At 73.0% G+C, this 18,211-nt stretch carries 10 protein-coding genes; 8 read left to right on the top strand and 2 right to left on the bottom strand.

The features are described from left to right. Positions 1 to 35: 35 nt before the first annotated feature. Positions 36 to 230 (bottom strand): hypothetical protein, encoded by a 195-nt coding sequence (locus OG379_RS06775; RefSeq protein WP_014044751.1) that lies wholly within the window; start codon positions 228 to 230, stop codon positions 36 to 38. A 327-nt stretch (positions 231 to 557) separates the two neighbouring features. Here OG379_RS06775 and OG379_RS06770 point away from each other — a divergent pair, with 327 nt between their 5' ends. The 6 genes from OG379_RS06770 to OG379_RS06745 all read left to right on the top strand — a co-directional run bounded on the left by OG379_RS06770 (position 558) and on the right by OG379_RS06745 (position 13,948). Continuing rightward, complete coding sequence (locus OG379_RS06770) at positions 558 to 950, top strand: ankyrin repeat domain-containing protein (protein WP_393767051.1); 393 nt, start codon at positions 558 to 560, stop codon at positions 948 to 950. Between the two features lie 230 nt (positions 951 to 1,180). After that, on the top strand, positions 1,181 to 2,599 hold the full coding sequence (locus tag OG379_RS06765; RefSeq protein ID WP_405660368.1) for a HEAT repeat domain-containing protein: 1,419 nt from the start codon (positions 1,181 to 1,183) through the stop codon (positions 2,597 to 2,599). 353 nt (positions 2,600 to 2,952) lie between these two features. Beyond that, positions 2,953 to 6,564: a hydantoinase B/oxoprolinase family protein gene (locus tag OG379_RS06760; protein ID WP_405660366.1), complete on the top strand. Its 3,612-nt coding sequence runs from the start codon at positions 2,953 to 2,955 to the stop codon at positions 6,562 to 6,564. 57 nt (positions 6,565 to 6,621) lie between these two features. Then, a complete protein-coding gene (locus OG379_RS06755; protein ID WP_405660363.1) occupies positions 6,622 to 8,148 on the top strand; it encodes a hypothetical protein in 1,527 nt (508 codons plus the stop codon). Between the two features lie 67 nt (positions 8,149 to 8,215). Next, positions 8,216 to 9,127 carry a hypothetical protein gene (locus OG379_RS06750; protein WP_393767043.1) on the top strand — a complete coding sequence of 304 codons (912 nt, stop codon included), beginning with the start codon at positions 8,216 to 8,218 and terminating at the stop codon, positions 9,125 to 9,127. A 78-nt stretch (positions 9,128 to 9,205) separates the two neighbouring features. Beyond that, positions 9,206 to 13,948: a hypothetical protein gene (locus tag OG379_RS06745; RefSeq protein ID WP_405660360.1), complete on the top strand. Its 4,743-nt coding sequence runs from the start codon at positions 9,206 to 9,208 to the stop codon at positions 13,946 to 13,948. 21 nt (positions 13,949 to 13,969) lie between these two features. Here the strand turns inward: OG379_RS06745 and OG379_RS06740 are convergent, their stop codons facing one another. Beyond that, on the bottom strand, positions 13,970 to 14,455 hold the full coding sequence (locus OG379_RS06740; protein ID WP_393767039.1) for a hypothetical protein: 486 nt from the start codon (positions 14,453 to 14,455) through the stop codon (positions 13,970 to 13,972). A 505-nt stretch (positions 14,456 to 14,960) separates the two neighbouring features. On the opposite strand from OG379_RS06740, the gene OG379_RS06735 reads away from it, so the two are divergent. Together OG379_RS06735 and OG379_RS06730 are read left to right on the top strand one after the other, a co-directional pair. Continuing rightward, the gene (locus OG379_RS06735) at positions 14,961 to 17,762 is read left to right on the top strand and encodes a nitrate- and nitrite sensing domain-containing protein (protein ID WP_405660357.1); all 2,802 of its coding nucleotides are present in this window, start codon (positions 14,961 to 14,963) and stop codon (positions 17,760 to 17,762) included. Next, positions 17,759 to 18,202, top strand: a complete 444-nt coding sequence (locus tag OG379_RS06730; RefSeq protein WP_356712706.1) for a roadblock/LC7 domain-containing protein — start codon at positions 17,759 to 17,761, stop codon at positions 18,200 to 18,202. The genes OG379_RS06735 and OG379_RS06730 overlap by 4 nt, the downstream gene beginning before the upstream one ends. The last annotated feature ends 9 nt before the right edge of the window (positions 18,203 to 18,211 follow it).

Genomic DNA, 18,211 nt, shown 5'->3' with positions numbered 1-18,211 from the left:
CGGTCTCCTGTAGAGGTGGGAGCGGTTTCGGAGCGTCAGAACTTGATCCCGCCCAGCATGCTGGCGAGGCTCGCCCCGCCGGCCGTGATGCTGGGGGCGATGGCTGTGCCGGCCAGGTAGAAGCCGAACAGAGCGCAGATGAGGGCGTGGGACGCCTTGAGCCCGTCCTTCTTGAAGAACAGGAAGACGATGATGCCGAGCAGTACCACGCCCGAGATGGAGAGGATCATGAGCGGTTCTCCTGGTTGAGGGGGACAGTCACCATGAGTACTTCCAGGATCACAAGATGTACCTATACGATAAAAGGTGCAACTGAGTGAATATCCTTTGTTTTCACCCGACCGGTGGGCGAACAGGCGCAGCGCCAGGGGCTCCTCGGACCGCGCAGGCCCTGTCCCCACCGGAAAGTGCCGTCGGCGGGGTGATCTCCCGCCGGTGCTGGGCAGGCTGAGGACTGCCCCGGAGCAGTACTCTGTCGATTCACTCGTACGGCCCCCCCGCCGTACTCCCCACCAGGTCAGCAACCGCGACAACGGCAATGGAAGGCGGCCCCTCCGATGAGCGAGACCCCCGACCCCGAGGTGATCGAGCTGGCGACCAAGGTCTTCGACCTGGCCCGCCGGGGCGAGAGCGACGCGCTCGCCGCCTATGTCGACGCGGGTGTCCCCGCGAACCTCACCAACGACCGGGGCGACTCCCTCCTCATGCTCGCCGCCTACCACGGACACGCCCCCGCAGTCGTCGCGCTCGCGGGCCGTGGCGCCGACCCGGACCGGGCCAACGACCGGGGGCAGACCCCGTTGGCCGGAGCCGTCTTCAAGGGGGAGCGCGAGGTGATCGACGCGCTGCTCTCGGCGGGGGCCGATCCGGCCGCCGGGACACCCTCGGCCGTGGACACCGCGCGCATGTTCGGCAAGGACGACCTGCTGGAACTCTTCGGTGCGCGCTGAACGGCCGGCCGGCCGTTGCGTCGTAAATGTGGTCGCGTCGGCGAAATGGCTGGGTCATCATGACGTCGCGGGTCCGTTCCGGACCACCGACGAGAGGCAGAGGAAGATGAGCACCAGGCAGAAGACGGCAGTCGGCCGATCATGTTGCTGCGCGGCCTAGGGGATGTCACCCCGGCACATGGAACAGCACAGTCCCGGTCGCGTCGACAGCTTGATGTGAGGCTTTCCCCATGTTCGATCCGTTCATAGCGCCGAGCGGCACACTGCTCGGCCTGCTGCAGAGGGGCCGCGGCGACGGCACGCTCCACGCGCTCGCCGCACCGCGCCCCGAGGCCCTCGCGGCTCTCAACCACTGCGTCCTGAGCGATCCGCGTCATGACTGGCAGGTGGAGAACCGCTCCCTCTACTACGCGCGCCTCTACCTCGATCTCGACGGTGGCACCGAGGAGATCGAGCGGCACCTGTGGGATCCCGAGGACCACCTCGACACCGACGACTCACGCACGGGTCTCGCCCTCGCCGTGCTCGGCCACCTCGCCTCCTACGGACGCGACGACGCCCTCGTGCTCCTGCGCCGGTACGCCGCGACAGGGTCCAACTGGGCGTGGGCGCTCGACGAGCTCGCCCTGCGTGACGACGACGCCGGGCTGCGTTCCCTCGCCGAGCCGGTGCTCGGGCGCTTCCCCACCACCCCGGAGGGCACGGCCGAGCTGGCCGCCTCCGTACGGGACGCCTTCGAGCCCCGGCCCTGGCGGCTCTGGGCCGACGATCCGCGCGAAGCGGTCGGCGCCCGGGTCAGGGCGGCGACGGAACAGGGCTCCTTCGACCGATGGCAGCGGCAGATGCGGCCGGGCGGACCGCGTCCCGGCTGGAGCGTCCAGGCCGTGTTCGACTGGGCCCAGGCCGGACTGGAGCGCGGCAGCGCGCTCCACGTCCCCGCGGCCCGCTGCCTCTCCGCCGTAGCCGGGACCGAGGACCGGCCACTGATCGTCGAGGCCGCCGGCAGTGGCTCCGAGGGCGCGCGCTGCGCCGCCCTGCACTATCTGGCCGAGGCCCAGGACCCCGCAGTGCTCGACCTGATCGAGCGGGCCGTCGCCGGCCCGTCACCCACCGTCGCGGAGGCGGCCGTCGCCGCCTTCGAGCGCATGTGCGGAGAAGCGGCGGTCGACCGGGCCCGGCGCTGGGCGTACCGGCCCGACTCCCTCGGAGCCTCCGCGGCCGGGGTCCTGGCCTGCCGCGGCGCCGCACAGGACGCCCCGCTCGTGCTCGCCGCGCTGCGCGAGGCGGTCAGGGGCGAGGGACCCGACGCCCCGCGCCTCTGGACGCTCGTCGACGGCGCGGGCCGCCTGGGCATCGCCTGTGCCGCACCCGTGCTGCGCCACGTGTACCGGGAGACGTCCTCCTCGCACCTGCGGGGCCGTGCCGCCCGGGCCCTGGCCGCCACCGACCCGTCCTTCGCCAGCGGATTCGCCGTCGAGTGCCTCTGGGACTGCGAGGAGACCACCCGGGAGCTGGCCGCGCACCACGCGGAGACCGGGGACATCCGGGTCGCCGAACGGCTGAGGCGGCTCGCCGCCGACCCGGCCGAGGAGGCCGAGGTCCAGACCGCCGTACGCAGCAGGATCGGGCCCGACGCGCCCGCCGTCTGAGCCGGCGCTCCGCTGACACACTGAGCCCGGACACCGCCCGCCGGGGGTGCGCAGCGTGAGCGAACGTCTCGACGCACGGGCCGAGCAGGCCCTGAGCGACGTCGTAGGTCACGGATCTGATGTGAAGGCCGGGCCGGTTGCGCTTCCACTGCGCCCGGGTCCCGGTGGGGCCTCGTTCGGGCGAGGCCCCACCGGGGCATCGGACGGTGAGGACGACCTGGCCCCGGAGGCGACCGCCGTCGAGCAGCCGGTGCGCCCCGTCGCTCCGCCCCCGTGGGACTCCGCCCCACACCGGAGCCGGCCGCCCGTGCGCCGTGTCTGCGGTGGTTCGTCCCGCGCGCCAGAATGGAGGGATGACCGGACGCTGGGAGTTCTGGATCGACCGCGGCGGCACCTTCACGGACGTGGTGGGACGTGACCCCGGCGGCCAACTGATCTCCCGCAAACTGCTGTCGCACGACCCCGGCCGCTACCGGGACGCCGCCGTCGCGGGGATCAGGCTGCTTCTCGGTCTCGGCCCCCACGACCCGGTCCCCGCCGACCGGGTCGCCGGCGTCAAGATGGGTACGACGGTCGCCACCAACGCCCTCCTGGAGCGACGGGGCGAGCCGACCGTCCTGGTCGTCACCGAAGGCTTCCGGGACGCCCTGCGGATCGCGTACCAGAACCGGCCCCGCCTCTTCGACCGCCGCATCCTGCTCCCCGAGGCGGTGTACGGCCGGGTCGTCGAGGTCCCCGAACGCATCGATGCCCGCGGCGACACCGTGAAGGCCCTCGGCCGCGACGTCGTGGCCGGGCGGCTCAGGGAGGCCGCGGAGGACGGGTTCCGCAGCGCCGCCGTCGTGCTCATGCACGGCTACCGCCACCCGGACCACGAGAGAGCCGTCGCGGAGGAAGCCAGGGCCGCGGGCTTCACCCAGGTCAGTTGCTCGCACGAGGTCAGCCCGCTGATCAAGCTCGTGCCGCGCGGCGACACCACCGTCGTCGACGCCTACCTCTCGCCGATCCTGCGCCGCTACGTCGAGGAGGTGGCCGACGAACTCCCCGGCATCCGGCTCATGTTCATGCAGTCCAACGGCGGGCTGCGCGAGGCCGCGCACTTCCGGGGCAAGGACGCGGTGCTCTCCGGACCGGCCGGAGGCGTCGTCGGCATGGTGCGTACGTCGGGCCAGGCGGGCCACGACCGGGTCATCGGCTTCGACATGGGCGGCACCTCCACCGATGTCTCCCATTACGCGGGCGAGTTCGAACGCGAGCTCGGGACACAGGTGGCAGGGGTGCGGATGAGCGCGCCCATGATGAGCATCCACACCGTCGCCGCCGGCGGCGGATCCGTCCTGCACTTCGACGGACGGCGTTACCGCGTCGGCCCCGACTCGGCCGGGGCCGACCCCGGACCCGCCGCCTACCGCAAGGACGGGCCGCTCACCGTCACCGACGCCAACGTGATGCTCGGCCGCATCCGCCCGGAGCACTTCCCCGCCGTCTTCGGGCCCGAGGGGAACCAGTCGCTCGACGCCCGTCTCGTGGAGGAGCGCTTCGACGCCCTGGCCGAGGAGGTGTCGGCCACCACGGGGGGCCGCCGTACGGCCGCCGAAGTGGCCGCGGGTTTCCTGGAGATCGCCGTGCTCAACATGGCGAACGCAGTCAAGAAGATCTCCGTCCAACGGGGCCACGACATCACCCGCTACGCCCTCACCGGCTTCGGCGGCGCCGGAGGGCAGCACGTCTGCGCCGTCGCCGACGCCCTGGGCATCGACACCGTCCTCGTACCGCCGCTCGCCGGGGTCCTCTCCGCGTACGGCATCGGTCTCGCCGACGCCACCGCGATGCGCGAACAGTCCGTCGAGGCCGCACTGGACGACGCGACCGGCACCCGGGTGCGCGGCCTCTGCGAGTCCCTGGCGGAGCACACCCGGGCCGAACTCAGGGGCGACGGCGTCCCCGACAGCGCCATCGGCACCCGCGCGCGGATCCTCCTGCGCTACGCCGGCACGGACGCCGCCCTGCCCGTCGCCCACGGCACCGTCACCGCCATGACCGAGGAGTTCACCGAGGCCCACCGGGCGCGCTACGGATTCACCATGGACAAGCCCCTGGTGGTCGAGGCCGTCTCCGTGGAGGCCACCGGAACGGCCGGACCGCACACCCCGCCCCAGGCCGGCCCGGGTACCGGGGAGGGGCCGGCCCGGCCGCTCGGAAGCGTGCGGATGTTCACCGGGGGCAGCTGGCGGGACGCCGGACTGTACCGCCGCGCGACACTGCGCGCCGAGGACACCGTGACCGGCCCGGCCGTCGTCACCGAGGACGACGCCACCACCGTCGTCGACCGCGGCTGGCAGGCAACGGCGGGGCCGGCCGGACACCTCGTGCTGCGCCGGACCGAGCCGCGGCCCGAGCGGACCGCCGTCGGCACCCGGGTGGACCCCGTCATGCTCGAAGTGTTCAACAACCTCTTCATGTCGATCGCCGAACAGATGGGCGTACGACTGCAGAACACGGCGCACTCCGTCAACATCAAGGAGCGGCTGGACTTCTCGTGCGCGCTGTTCGACGCGGACGGCAACCTCGTGGCCAACGCCCCGCACATCCCGGTCCACCTGGGTTCGATGGGGGAGTCCATCAAAGAGGTGCTGCGGCGTAACGAGGGCACCCTCCGGCCCGGGGACGTGTACGCCGTCAACGATCCCTACCACGGTGGCACCCACCTGCCGGATGTGACCGTCGTGACGCCCGTGTTCGACGAGCCGGCGGACGGACAGGAGTGCCGACTGCGCTTCCTGGTCGCCTCACGCGGCCACCACGCCGAGATCGGAGGCATCACCCCGGGCTCCATGCCCGCCTTCAGCCGTACGATCGACGAAGAGGGCGTCCTGTTCGACAACTGGCTGCTGGTGCGCGACGGAACCTTCCGCGAGGCACAGACCCTGGAGCTGCTCACGACCGCGGCCCACCCCTCACGCGACCCGGACACCAATCTCGCCGACCTGCGCGCCCAGATCGCGGCCAACGAGAAGGGCATCACGGAACTGCGGCGCATGACACGCCAGTTCGGGCGGGACGTCGTGCAGGCGTACATGGGTCACGTCCAGGACAACGCCGAGGAGTCCGTACGCCGGATCGTGGCCGGGCTGCGCGACGGCTCCTGCCGCTACGAGACCGACAACGGCGCCGTCATCGCCGTGAGGGTGACCGTGGACCGCGACGCCCGCCGGGCCGTCCTCGACTTCGAGGGCACGTCCCCGCAGCAGACCGGCAACTTCAACGCCCCCAGGTCCGTGGTGATGGCCGCCGTCCTCTACGTGTTCCGGACGCTCGTCGAGGAGGACATCCCGCTCAACAGCGGCTGCCTGAAACCCCTGGACATCCGCGTCCCGGAGGGCTCGATGCTCGCCCCCGTCCACCCGGCGGCGACCGTCGCCGGCAACGTCGAGACCTCCCAGGCCGTCACCGGCGCCCTCTACGCGGCCCTGGGCGTCCAGGCCGAGGGATCCGGCACCATGAACAACCTCACCTTCGGCAACGACCGGGTCCAGTACTACGAGACCGTCGCGAGCGGGTCCGGCGCCGGTGACGGATTCGACGGTGCCGACGCCGTGCAGACCCATATGACCAACTCCCGGCTCACCGACCCGGAGATCCTCGAGTGGCGCTACCCGGTGCTGCTGGAGAGTTTCGCCGTACGGGAGGAAAGCGGAGGCCCGGGCCGGTGGCACGGCGGCCGGGGGGTGGAACGCAGGCTCCGCTTCCTCGAACCCGTCACGGTGGCGCTCCTGTCGGGACACCGCCGGGTGCCGCCGTACGGCATGGCGGGAGGCGGCCCCGGAGCTCTCGGCGAGCAGTACGTCGAGCGGGCCGGCGGGCAGGCGGTGACGCCGCTCGAAGGGTGTGACACCGTCGAGCTGGACACCGGGGACGTCCTCGTGCTGCGCACCCCGGGAGGGGGCGGTTACGGGCGGCCGTGACCGGTCGCTTCTGCGCCGTTTCGACCGTTGTCGGTGCGAGGACCTAATCTGTGCAGCGTGACTTCGCCTGCCGACACCCACACCGCTGCGCCCCAGCTCAGCGCGGGACCGAGGCCCGCCCAGGGCCCCGCCGCCGATGAGGGGCTCTCGCGACGGCTGCGCGCGCTCGCCTGCACCGCTCCGCTGCACGACCTCGACGTGCGCAAGGCCAATCTGGCCGGCGAGTACACGGTCTACGCGATGGCCGAGGTCGCCCTCGCCGCGATCGACCTCGTCACCCTCAACATGGACTTCGACACGGGCGCCGACCACGACCAGATAGTGGCCAGGCTCCTCCCGCGGGTCGCGGCCCAGGCACCCCGCCGGCCCGTCACCGAACACGAGCGGGTCGCGCGCTGGGTCCTGGAGAACCTGGTCAACGTCGGGAGCGTGGACCGCGGCTTCCGCGCGGTGTACGGCACCTTCGGACCCGACGGCGTCTACGTCCGCAGGGACTACGACTTCAAGCTCATCGAGGAAGTCCCCGGCCACGGCGGGACGGTCTACCTCCGCGCCACCGACGAGGCGGTCAACGTCCTGGTGGGCGCCCTGGACACGGACGTCACCAGCGCCCAGATCGCCGCCGAGGTGAAGCTGGAGGTCCTCATCAGCAGGGGCCGGCTCGCCGACGCCCAGCTCGCCGCCGAACAGGCCCGCTACCGCACCGTGCAGTACGCCGAGACGCTCCGCAGGACCCTTGAGGCCACCCGGCGCAACGTCCGCGCCGTCGACTGGCTCAACGCCGTCCCCGACATGATCGCCGAGGCGCTCGACCACGTCGCCGACCGCTACCGCCACGAGAACGCGATCCTCACCAACATCCGCAAGGCCAGGGACGAGGCCGAGGACCCCGAGCACAAGCGCCGTGCCGCCGAGCTCGTCGACATCGTCAAGGACTGCATCCGCCGCCACACCCAGCTCCAGTCCAGGCTCCTGGAGGCAGGACCCCTCTTCCGCGCCGAGCAGGACCGCCAGGCATTCGCCACACCCACCGCGCAGACGGGCCTCGACCTCTACGGACAGCTCGTCGTGCCCCTGCTGCCGCTCCCCGTCGAGCAGGCCACCCGGGCCACCGACGCGTTCTTCGCGCACGGCACCGGGCTGCGCACACCCACCTCGGTCAGGGTCGGCGACCTCGTCGACCTGCTGCTCATGCCCCCGGTGGAGCGCGAGCACCTGGGCGCGGAGATGCCCGAGCCCGACCTCATCGCCACCCCGGACGACAGCCGGTTCAGCGAGGAGCAGCTCGGATACGCCATGGAGCTGCTCGACCTGGAGCACGACGCCCCCCGCCGGCTCTCAGGACTCCTGGCGGAGGCCCGGCTGCGCGACCCCGAGCTGCCGTACCTCGTCGCCCTGCTCGCCGTCCACGCGGCGAGCCCTCCCGTGGGCACCGCCTACCGCCAGGGCGAGCGACGGCTGCTGTTCGCCGTCGACGACGGCACCCAGCTCGAGGACCACGAATTCGGCGGAGCCGACCTGATAGTGGGCATGGCCCTGCTGGACGCGGCGGGCATGGCCGCGGACCGCAAGGACGCCTCGTGAGCGTCCCCGGCCCGACCACCCACCCGCAGCCGCCCGGGAGCGGCACCCCCACCGAGGAGTCACCGAGTTGAGCGAGCAGCACGCCGAGCACACCGACGCGTGGGGCGACCAGCCCTTCACGCAGGCGGCCGACACCGCACGGCCGGCCGCTCCCACCGCGGTCACCCCCGCCGACGCGGCCGACGCCGCCCGGCTGGTCTCCTTCGGGCTGCAGCCCAAGCTGATGCCCGCCCGCGACGCCGAGTACACCGAGCTGCTCCGCCGCTACCGCGAGGAGCCCGCCTTCGCCAGGCTCGCCGACGCCGTCGCCACCGGGCTCGGGCTCATCGTGCTGGAGGTCTCCACCCGCGCCGGGATGGCCGTGACCGCCGGTGAGGACTCGGTCTTCGCCGTACGCATGGGCGACTACGCCCGGCGCGCGTCCCCCGACTCCGCCGACCGCTTCCTGCACGGTCTCGCCCACCTCGCCGTCGCGGCCATGGCCTTCCCCCGGCCCGAGGACCTGGCCGACGACTCGTACATCGGCCGCATCACCGTCAACGGCGTAGACGCCTTCGTCCGCCAGGCCTGCCGACGCCTGGAGGAGCGCGCCGAGGAGCAGGGCGACAACACCGACCCGGCCACCGACGCGCCCGGCCTGGAATCCGGGTGGCGGATCTACTCCCGCCGCAGCGCCACCGGAGCCACCAAGGACGCCCGCCGGCTCGCCGGTTCGACCACCGGCATCATCGGCAAGGCCGTCGCCTTCCTCACGGACTCGGGCTTCCTCCAGCGCACCGGGGACGACGCGGGCGGCGCCTACCGCACCACCGCCCGCTACCAGCTCCAGGTGCGCGACATGGCGGGCAGTGCCGCCATGGCCGAACTGCTGGAACTCGGCGTCGTCCCGGTCTCGGACGGCTCGGCCACCCTGCTGCCCCCGCCCGACGACGAAGGCCTGGAACTGGCCGCCGACGCGGGACTCCCCTTCCACTCCTGAACCGCCGCACCGCCCCGAGCTGCCCCCGCTGCCGCTCCAGCCGCCCGCCCGCCGCCAGAACGACGAGAGTCCGCCGCCATGTACGAGTTGTCCCGGGTCCGCCTCTACTCCATCGGGCCCGCCGGTGCGCGCTACGCCGACACCGTGCTCGACCTGCGCGGAGTCGGCGAGCCCGTGCCCAGGCCCGCGCCGGCCCAGGCGGAGTTCTTCGAGGACGAGCCCGTCGGCCCCCCACGCCGCCCTGCGCCCGCCGGTGTGCTCTTCCTGGAGAACGGCGGCGGCAAGTCCGTCCTGCTCAAGCTGATCTTCTCGGTGATGCTGCCGGGCCACCGCAACACCCTGGGCGGCGCCAGCTCCGGCGTCCTGCGCAAGTTCCTGCTCGCCGACGACTGCGGACATGTCGCCCTGGAGTGGCAGCACACCCTGACCGGCGAGTGCGTCGTCGTCGGCAAGGTCAGCGAATGGCGTGGCCGGCAGGTCTCCAACGACCCCCGTAAGTTCGCCGAGGCCTGGTACTCCTTCCGCCCCGGGCCCGGTCTCAGCCTCGACAGCCTGCCCGTGGCCGAGGCCAGCTCGGTGGGCCGCCCCGCCGAAGGCGTCTCGAACGCCCGAGGCAGACGCCGCACGATGAAGGGGTTCCGCGACGCGCTCACGGACGCCGGCAAGTTCTACCCGCACCTCGACGTGCACTGGGAAGAGATCCACGACCGGTGGAACGAACACCTCGGTGATCTCGGACTCGACCCCGAACTCTTTCGCTACCAGCGGGAGATGAACGCCGACGAGGGCGAGGCCGCCGGCCTCTTCGCGGTCAAGAAGGACTCCGACTTCACCGACCTGCTGCTCCGGGCCGTCACCGACACCCGTGACACCGACGGCCTCGCCGACCTCGTCAGCGGCTTCGGCAACAAGCTGGGCCGCCGCGCCGAACTCACCGCGGAACGCGACTTCACCGCCGGTTCGGTCGAGCTGCTCGGCCGGATCGTCGACGCCACCGCGGCCAGGGCCCGCAGCCGCGACGTCCACGCCGGTGCCGAACGCCGCACCCGCACGCTCGCCCGCAGGCTCTCCGGGCGCGCCGTGGAGGAGCGGGGCCGCACCGCCGAGCTCGCCCAGCAGGTCGCGGACGCCGCCCACACCGTCACCGAGGCCGAAGCGACCCGCGGCCGCCGGGACCTGATCGCGGCCGAACTGGCCTACCGGCACGCGTCCCTGGCCCTCACCGCCGCCGAGAAGAGCGCTGCGGCTCAGCGCCGCGAGCTGGGCGAGGCACGCACCCTGCACTCCGCCTGGCAGGCCGCCGAAGCCGTCCTGCGCCACCGTGCCGCCGCCGACCGCTCTGCACGCGTCGCCGTCGCCATCCGTGAGGCGGAGCGGGACGCGGCCCCCGCCCTGGCCGCACGCGCCACGGCCGCCGCCGACCTCGTACGGGCCCTGCACACCGCCGCGGAGGCGGGGGAGCGGGTGGCGGACGAGGAGGAGGAGCGCTCAGCGACCCTTCAGTCCACCGGGGAGACGGCACACCGGGACGCCACCACCGCGGCGACCGAGGCCCAGCGCGCCCGCAGCGAGGCCGGACACCTGCGCCAGCGCCTCGCCGAGGTCGAGCAGGAGACCGCGGAAGCCGTACGCGCGGGCTGGCTGGACGACACCGCGCCGGACGCCGACCCGGCCCGCGCTGCCCTCGCGGCGAACGACGCCGAGAAGAGCGCGGTCGCCGCCTGGGACACCGCGCGCGAGGCGGCCAGGGCCACCGCCGACCAGGCCCGGGAAGCCGCGGCGGCCGAGAGCCGCACCGAGCTCGCCGCGGCCCGTGCCGCCGACGGCGCACAGGCCGCCGAGCAGTCCTACGAGGCCGAGCGCAGGGCCGCCGAGTCGATCGCCGCCGACCCCCGCCTCGCCGACCTGCTGGGTCTCCCGGCGGCCGGCGGCGTCGGTGTCCCGCGCCCCCGCAGCGCCGCCGCGGGAACGGACGGGAACGAAGAGGCCACCGGTGGGGACGCGCAGTCCCTCACGGCCGAGGAGTTCGATGGCGCCGCGGACGAGCTGAGGGAGCTCCTCGACCAGGGCGTCTCCGCCGCCGAACGACGGCTCTTCGACCTGCGTACCGCCGCCGCCGACGACTCCCGCATCCTCGGCGCCCTCGGGGACGGCGGGCTGCTGCCGCCCGGGCCCGACGTCCTCACCACCGTCGAGTACCTCGGTGAGCACGGCATCCCTGCCCTGCCCGGCTGGCGCTACCTCGCCCAGGCCGTGGACCCCGCCGACCACGCCGCGGTCCTGGCGGCGCGTCCCGAGCTCGTCGACGGTGTCGTCATCACCGACCCGGACGCGCACACCCGCGCCCGCGAAGTGCTGGCCGCCGCCGCCCTGCTGCCCCGGTCGGCCGTCGCCGTGGGCACCGCCGCGGCGCTCCTCGCCCCCGTACCCGCGCCCGGCGGTCCGGGCGCCGGCGCCGACGACGTGTTCCTCGTACCGCCGAACCCCGCGATGCACGACGAGCACGCCGCGGACGAGGAGCGCCAGGCGCTCCGCGCCCGCGCCGCGGCGCGCGACGAGGACATCAGGTCGCTCGCGGCCCGGCTCGCCGCCGACCGCTCCCTCGCCTCCCGCATCGGCTCCTGGCGCGCCGACTGCCCGCCCGGGATGCTCGCCGAGCTCGGCGAGGCCGCCCGCACCGCCCGCGCCGCCGCGGAGACCGCGGAGGCCGCACTCGCCGAGGCGCGTACCGTGCGCGCCGAGGCGGACGAGGCCGCTGCCGACGCCGCGCGCGTCCGCGACGAGCGGCAGGAGGCGGCCCAGCGCGCCCGCCGCGCCGCCGACGCGCTCGCGGGCCTCGCCCACCGTCTCCGCGACCGCGCGGGCTGGCAGGCGCGACTGCGCGAACTGACCGACGAGGCAGCCGAATCGGAGGCACGCGCCACGGCCTGCCTGGAGCGGGCACGCGCCGCCGACGAGGACCGCCGGGCCGCCCAGCGCGCCGCGGACGACGCCCACCGCACCGCCCGTGCCCTGCGTGCCGAGAGGGCCGAGATCGCGGGCGCCCCGGAAACGCTCCCGGAGCCCGACGCCTCCAGCGCGCGCACCTCCCTGCCAGCCCTGCGCGAGGCGTACCGGGCGGCCTCCAGGCTGTACGAGAAGGTGGGTGTCGGGGCCGACCTGCGTGCCGAGCAGGCGCGCGCCGAGAGCGACGAGAGCGCCGCCCTGGCCGAACTCGACCGCCTCACCAACAAGGTCCGCACCCGCGCCGCCCAGCTCCTCGAAGGCACCGACGGAGCGGACGGGCCCTCCCGGCAGGCGGCCGCCGCCCGCGCCGAGTCCCACGTCCAGCTCCTGGAGACCCGGGCATCCACGGCCAGCGAGCAGCTCGGCCGACTGCGCGGCGAAGCCGAACGGCTCGCGCCCGCCCACGAGGCACCGCACCACACGGAGCTCCCCGCCGACCTGGCCCCGGCCGACGCCGACCAGGCCCAGGCTCTGCTCCGTACGGCGACGGCCGAACTCGCCTCCGCCACCGAGGCGTTGGACACCGCGCGTGCAGCCCACGCCGAACTGCTGCGGGCCCACCGCACCGCCGAGGACTCGGCGAGCGGCTTCGACGAGACCGCCGCACTCCTGCGTGACCTGCTCAGGGACCACGGCGCCGAGGACGAGACCGAGTCCCCCGACCCGTACCCGGGCTCTCTGGAGGAGGCCAGGCAGTCCGCCGCCGAGGCGCGCCGCTCACTGCGCGGCTGCTCCACCGACCTGTCGGCCGCGGAGAGTTCCGTACGCGAGGCGAGCGACGTCCTCGTGCGGCACGCCAACTCCACCCGCTACGAACAGGTCCGCACCCCGGCCCGGCAGCAGATCCGGGAACTCCCGGCAGCCGCCCTGCCCGATCACGCCGAGAAGTGGGCCGCCGCCTTCGCTCCCAGGCTGCGGGTGCTCACCGACGAGCTGGTCCAGCTGGAGCGCAACCGCGACTCCATCGTCGACCGGCTCCGAGGCCTCGTGGAGTCGGCCCTCACGACGCTCCGCTCCGCCCAGCGGCTCTCCCGGCTGCCCGAGGGGCTGGGGGAGTGGTCCGGCCAGGAATTCCTCCGGATCCGTTTCGAGGAACCCGACCAGGCCACGCTCACCGAGAGGCTCGGCGAGGTCATCGACGAGGCCACGCACGCGGCCCTCAAGAAGAACTCCGACCTGCGCAGGGACGGCATGTCCCTCCTGCTGCGGGGCGTACAGGCGGCCCTGCAGCCCAAGGGCATCGCGGTGGAGATCCTCAAGCCGGACGCGGTGCTGCGAGCCGAGCGCGTCCCGGTCGGGCAGATGGGCGACGTCTTCTCCGGCGGCCAGCTGCTCACCGCCGCCATCGCGCTGTACTGCACGATGGCGGCCCTGCGCAGCAACGACAGGGGCCGCGACCGGCACCGGCACGCGGGCACGCTCTTCCTCGACAATCCCATCGGGCGAGCCAACGCGACGTACCTGCTGGAGCTGCAGCGCGCGGTCTCCGATGCGCTCGGAGTCCAGCTGCTCTACACCACCGGGCTGTTCGACACGACGGCGCTCGCCGAATTCCCGCTCGTCATCCGCCTCCGCAACGACGCGGACCTTCGGGCAGGGCTGAAGTACATCAGTGTCGAGGAGCACCTCAGGCCGGGGCTGCCCCAGCAGGGCCCCGCCGGTGAGACCGTCCACGGCGAGATCACCGCGACCCGCATGTTCAAGCGGAGCGGAGAGGCGACCGGCACCGTGGGCGCGTCGACGGTCCCGGAGATGCGTACGGAGATGACGGACACGCGCACGGAGCCCGCCCAGCAGGCCGCGGACAAGCGGTAGGGGAGGCCGGGGCGCAGGCGATCAGGCCCGGGAGAGCCTGCCTTCGCCCCGGCGTCGTATCCGGGCCTCCCTGCGCGCCCGGGACCGCGCCCCACGCCTGGCGGCACGGCGCTCCCGACGCATGCGGCGCGCCGTGCTGCTGGGGACGGACACCACGCCGTTGCGCTGGTTCCACACCTGCCGGGTCACCCACACGTCCAGCACCGACCACGTCGCCACCACCGTGCCCGCCACACCGGTGAGCACCATCGGGAAGGCGAGCCAGGACCCGGCCAGCGTGCACAGGAAGGCCACCATGGCCAGAATGATCGTCAGCGACATGATGAGGACGGCGCGCACGGCCGCCGTCCGCACCGGATCCGGCATCCTCCGCCGGACCGCGGGTTCGTCCACCCACAGCTGACGGGGGATGTGGGCACCGGCGGGCGCCCCTCCTGCCGGTGCCGTGCCCGTCTGTGACGGGATCGCCGACGATGCCGCCGCGCCCCGGCGCTCATCCGTGTCCAAGGACCTTCAACTCCCCACCACTGTCCGACTCAAGGGTGGCTGCCCGGCTTGCGCCCCTTTTACGCGGGCGGAGCCGCTTGCCTGTCGCACGTACCCCCGTGAGGTTCTTCTGCCCCGTACGTGTGGACGAATACCAGGTCGTGAAGATTCCCGCCGGGGGCGGCAACCAGCCCCGCAAGGTCACGGAAGGAAGAATTCCAGCCAACTGCCTTGTGTGGATGCACCGCCTTCGGCCAGGGATTCTCTGTCGCTTTCGCGAGTTTCTTCGCAGGGAATACCGGGACAACTGGTGAGCAACTCGGGGAAGAGCGGCCTGAAATCGTCCGGACACGTCTTCGAGTTACCGGTAGGTCAGTAGTAGGCTCGCGCCGTTTGTTGACGGAACTCCGACCGACGCTCGGTGGGCTGCGGCAGGAACACCCGAACAACCACGAAGACCGGGCGACCGGAACCACCGGGCCCGGCACAACCACCCCCGCGGTGCGGGGCCGAGCTGGGGGAGGCCATGCGCTTTCGCGGGAAGTCCATCCGCAGGAAGATCGTGGCGTTGCTCCTGGTGCCGCTCGCCTCTCTCACAGGTCTCTGGGTCTTCGCCACCTACGTCACCGGCCGCGAGGCCGGTGAGCTGATGGGCGCCAGCGCCATCGTGGAGCAGGTCGGCCACCCGCTGGAAGACACCATCAGGGCAGTGCAGGGCGAACGCCGCCAGACACTCGTCTTCCTCGCCGACCCCCGGGCCTCGGACGCCCTGCCCCTCCTGCGCCGCGAGCGCGCCCGGACCGACCGGGTCGTGGCCGAGGTCAGGCGCAGCGCGAAGAGCAAGGACGTACGGGACAAGCTGAGTCCGGAGTCGGAGGCCCAGCTCGACGCGATCCTCGGCGAGGTCGACGGCCTGGACGCGCTGCGCGGGTCGGTCGAGAAGCGCACCGTCGACCGGACCAGGGCACTCGACTTCTACAACGGCCTCGTCGACCCCTGCTACCGCTTCCTGAACGGTCTCCACACGATGGAGAACGTTTCCATGGACAAGCAGGTCCGGGCCCTGGTCGGCATCTCCAGGGCCCGCGAGATGCTCTCCCGTGAGGACGCCCTGGTGGCGTCCGGCCTCATCGCGGGGCGGCTCGGCGCCCCCGAGCTCCGTGTCGTCTCCGACCTCGCCGCCAGTCGCACGCTCCTGTACGAGGTCAACCTCGAACTCCTGCCGGCGAGCGAGCGCGGCCGCATGGAGCAGTACTGGCGCAGCCCCGACACCGAGCCGCTGCGAACGGCCGAGCAGAGGCTCATCGCCGCGGGCCCGATCACGAAGCCGGGCACCATCGACTCCGCGCGCTGGGAGGAAGTGGCCCCACCCGTCCTGGAGCACCTGGCCAACGACGGCACCGAGATGTCCAACCGCTTCCAGGACCGCGCGGAACCCGCCGGCTACCGGGTCCTGATCCAGGCGGGCGTGGCCGGCGTCCTGGGATTCGTCGCCCTGCTCGTGTCCGTCTTCGTCTCCGTCCGCGTGGGACGTGAACTCGTCCGCGACCTCTCCCGGCTGCGCAAGGACGCGCACGAGGTGTCCGGAGTGCGGCTCCCCAGCGTCATGCGTCGGCTGGCCGCGGGCGAGCAGGTCGACGTGGAGACCGAAGCGCCTCACCTCAGTTACGAGCGGGACGAGATAGGCCAGGTCGGGCAGGCCCTCAACACGCTGCAGCGCGCCGCCGTCGAGGCCGCGGTCAAGCAGGCGGACATGCGCCGCGGCGTGTCCGAGGTCTTCGTCAACCTCGCCCGTCGCAACCAGGTGCTGCTGCACCGTCAGCTGACGCTCCTGGACACCATGGAGCGGCGCACCGAGAACAGCGACGAGCTCGCCGATCTCTTCCGCCTCGACCACCTCACCACGCGCATGCGCCGCCACGCCGAAGGCCTCGTGATCCTCTCCGGGGCGGCCCCGTCCCGGCAGTGGCGCAAGCCGATCCAGCTGATGGACGTGGTGCGCGCGGCGGTCGCCGAGGTCGAGGACTACGAGCGGATCGAGGTCCGGCGCCTGCCCCGCATCGGCGTGGGCGGCCCGGCCGTCGCCGACCTCACCCACCTGATCGCGGAGCTGCTGGAGAACGCCACGGTGTTCTCGCCACCGCACACCGCCGTACAGGTCCACGGCGAACGCGTGGCCAACGGCTTCACCCTCGAGATCCACGACCGCGGCCTCGGCATGGCCCCGGAAGTCCTCCTGGACGCCAACCTCAGGCTCGCCGAGACCCCCGACTTCGAACTCTCCGACACCGACAGGCTCGGCCTCTTCGTCGTCAGCCGGCTCGCCCAGCGGCAGAACGTCAGGGTGTCGTTGCAGATTTCACCGTACGGAGGGACGACCGCGGTCGTCTTCATCCCGGCGCAGCTGCTCACCGACGCACCCGACACGCACGGCACCGGCTTCCGCCTCGACCGGCGCGCCGAGAAGGCGATCGGCAGCGGCCGGCCGGGCAGCGCCGCGCCCGGCAGCGACAAGGCCCGCAGGGACGGAGTCGCGGACAAGAGCATCCCGGGCAGGCCCTCCGGCCTCTCCCCGGTCCCCACCGGCCTCACCGATCCGTCGGTGCTCGACGGGCCCGTCGAGCTCGAAGGACCGGTGGGCACACTCGGGTTCACCGACCCGGCCCTCGACCGGGAACTCGACCCGGCACTCGGCCCCGTCCTCGACGGCGTATCCGACCTGGAGGACACCGAGAGCGAGCGGGGAGGCATCTTCCGCGCCCGCGACCTGCGCAGGGAAGCCGACCGGGAACAGCACCAGCAGGCTTTCGACGCCTCGGACGGCCGTTCGGCGGACGTCCGGCCGATGCGTCCCGCCGGCCCCGTCCCGCTGCCGCGCCGCAAGCCGCAGACACCCGCCGCCGGCCATGGCCGCCGGATCGGCGACGGGGGCCGCTCGCACCCCGGTACGACCGAAGGCCCCCCTGAGACCTCCGGCTCCGAAGCCGTCACCGCGGGGCCCGGCCGAGGCGCTTCCCCGGCCGACGAGGCGCCGCCGAGGCTCAGGCCCGCGCCGAGGCCGTCCGCGCCGGGTACGGTGGGAGGCCTCCCGCGCAGGGTCCGGCAGGCGAACCTCGCCCCACAGCTCCGGGAGGACTCCGCAGGGCGGACTTCCGGCCACGTTCCCGCATACACCGACGACGACCTCGAACGTGATGCGGACGAAGTACGCAATCGCATGGCTTCGCTTCAACGCGGCTGGCAGCGCGGCCGTCGGCAGAACGCCGAGGACGCGACCGGCCCCGGCGGGGCAGCACCAGGAACCACTCCGGGAGGGGACGGTCGATGACCGCACCGAACGCCGCAGCACACAACTCCTCACGCCAGGGCTCCGGCGAACTCAACTGGCTCCTCGACGAACTGGTCGAGCGCGTCGCAAGCATCCGCAAGGCGCTGGTGCTCTCCAGCGACGGCCTCGCCACCGGCACGTCCCAGGACCTGACCCGTGAGGACAGCGAGCACCTGGCGGCCGTCGCCTCCGGGTTCCACAGCCTCGCCAAGGGCGTGGGCCGTCACTTCGACGCCGGCCGCGTCCGCCAGACCGTGGTCGAGCTCGACGAGGCCTTCCTCTTCGTCACGGCCGCGGGCGACGGCAGCTGTCTCGCCGTCCTGGCCGACTCGGACTCGGACGTAGGGCAGGTGGCGTACGAGATGACCCTCATGGTCAAGCGGGTCGGGGCGCACCTGGCCAACGCCCCCCGGACCACCGGTCTGCCCGCCGGAGGGTGAGGCGAGGGG

Source organism: Streptomyces sp. NBC_01166, from assembly GCF_045039765.1.
Classification (GTDB): Bacteria; Actinomycetota; Actinomycetes; order Streptomycetales; family Streptomycetaceae; genus Streptomyces.
Note: the sequence above shows the minus strand (reverse complement) of the source record. Positions and strands in the feature narration are given on the sequence as shown.

What these genes read in the sequence shown, in the direction of transcription:
- OG379_RS06730 (WP_356712706.1), top strand. Translation starts at nt 17,759, where the DNA reads ATGACCGCACCGAACGCCGCAGCACACAACTCCTCACGCCAGGGCTCC.
- OG379_RS06745 (WP_405660360.1), top strand. Translation starts at nt 9,206, where the DNA reads ATGTACGAGTTGTCCCGGGTCCGCCTCTACTCCATCGGGCCCGCCGGT.
- OG379_RS06770 (WP_393767051.1), top strand. Translation starts at nt 558, where the DNA reads ATGAGCGAGACCCCCGACCCCGAGGTGATCGAGCTGGCGACCAAGGTC.
- OG379_RS06775 (WP_014044751.1), bottom strand. Translation starts at nt 230, where the DNA reads ATGATCCTCTCCATCTCGGGCGTGGTACTGCTCGGCATCATCGTCTTC.
- OG379_RS06760 (WP_405660366.1), top strand. Translation starts at nt 2,953, where the DNA reads ATGACCGGACGCTGGGAGTTCTGGATCGACCGCGGCGGCACCTTCACG.
- OG379_RS06735 (WP_405660357.1), top strand. Translation starts at nt 14,961, where the DNA reads ATGCGCTTTCGCGGGAAGTCCATCCGCAGGAAGATCGTGGCGTTGCTC.
- OG379_RS06765 (WP_405660368.1), top strand. Translation starts at nt 1,181, where the DNA reads ATGTTCGATCCGTTCATAGCGCCGAGCGGCACACTGCTCGGCCTGCTG.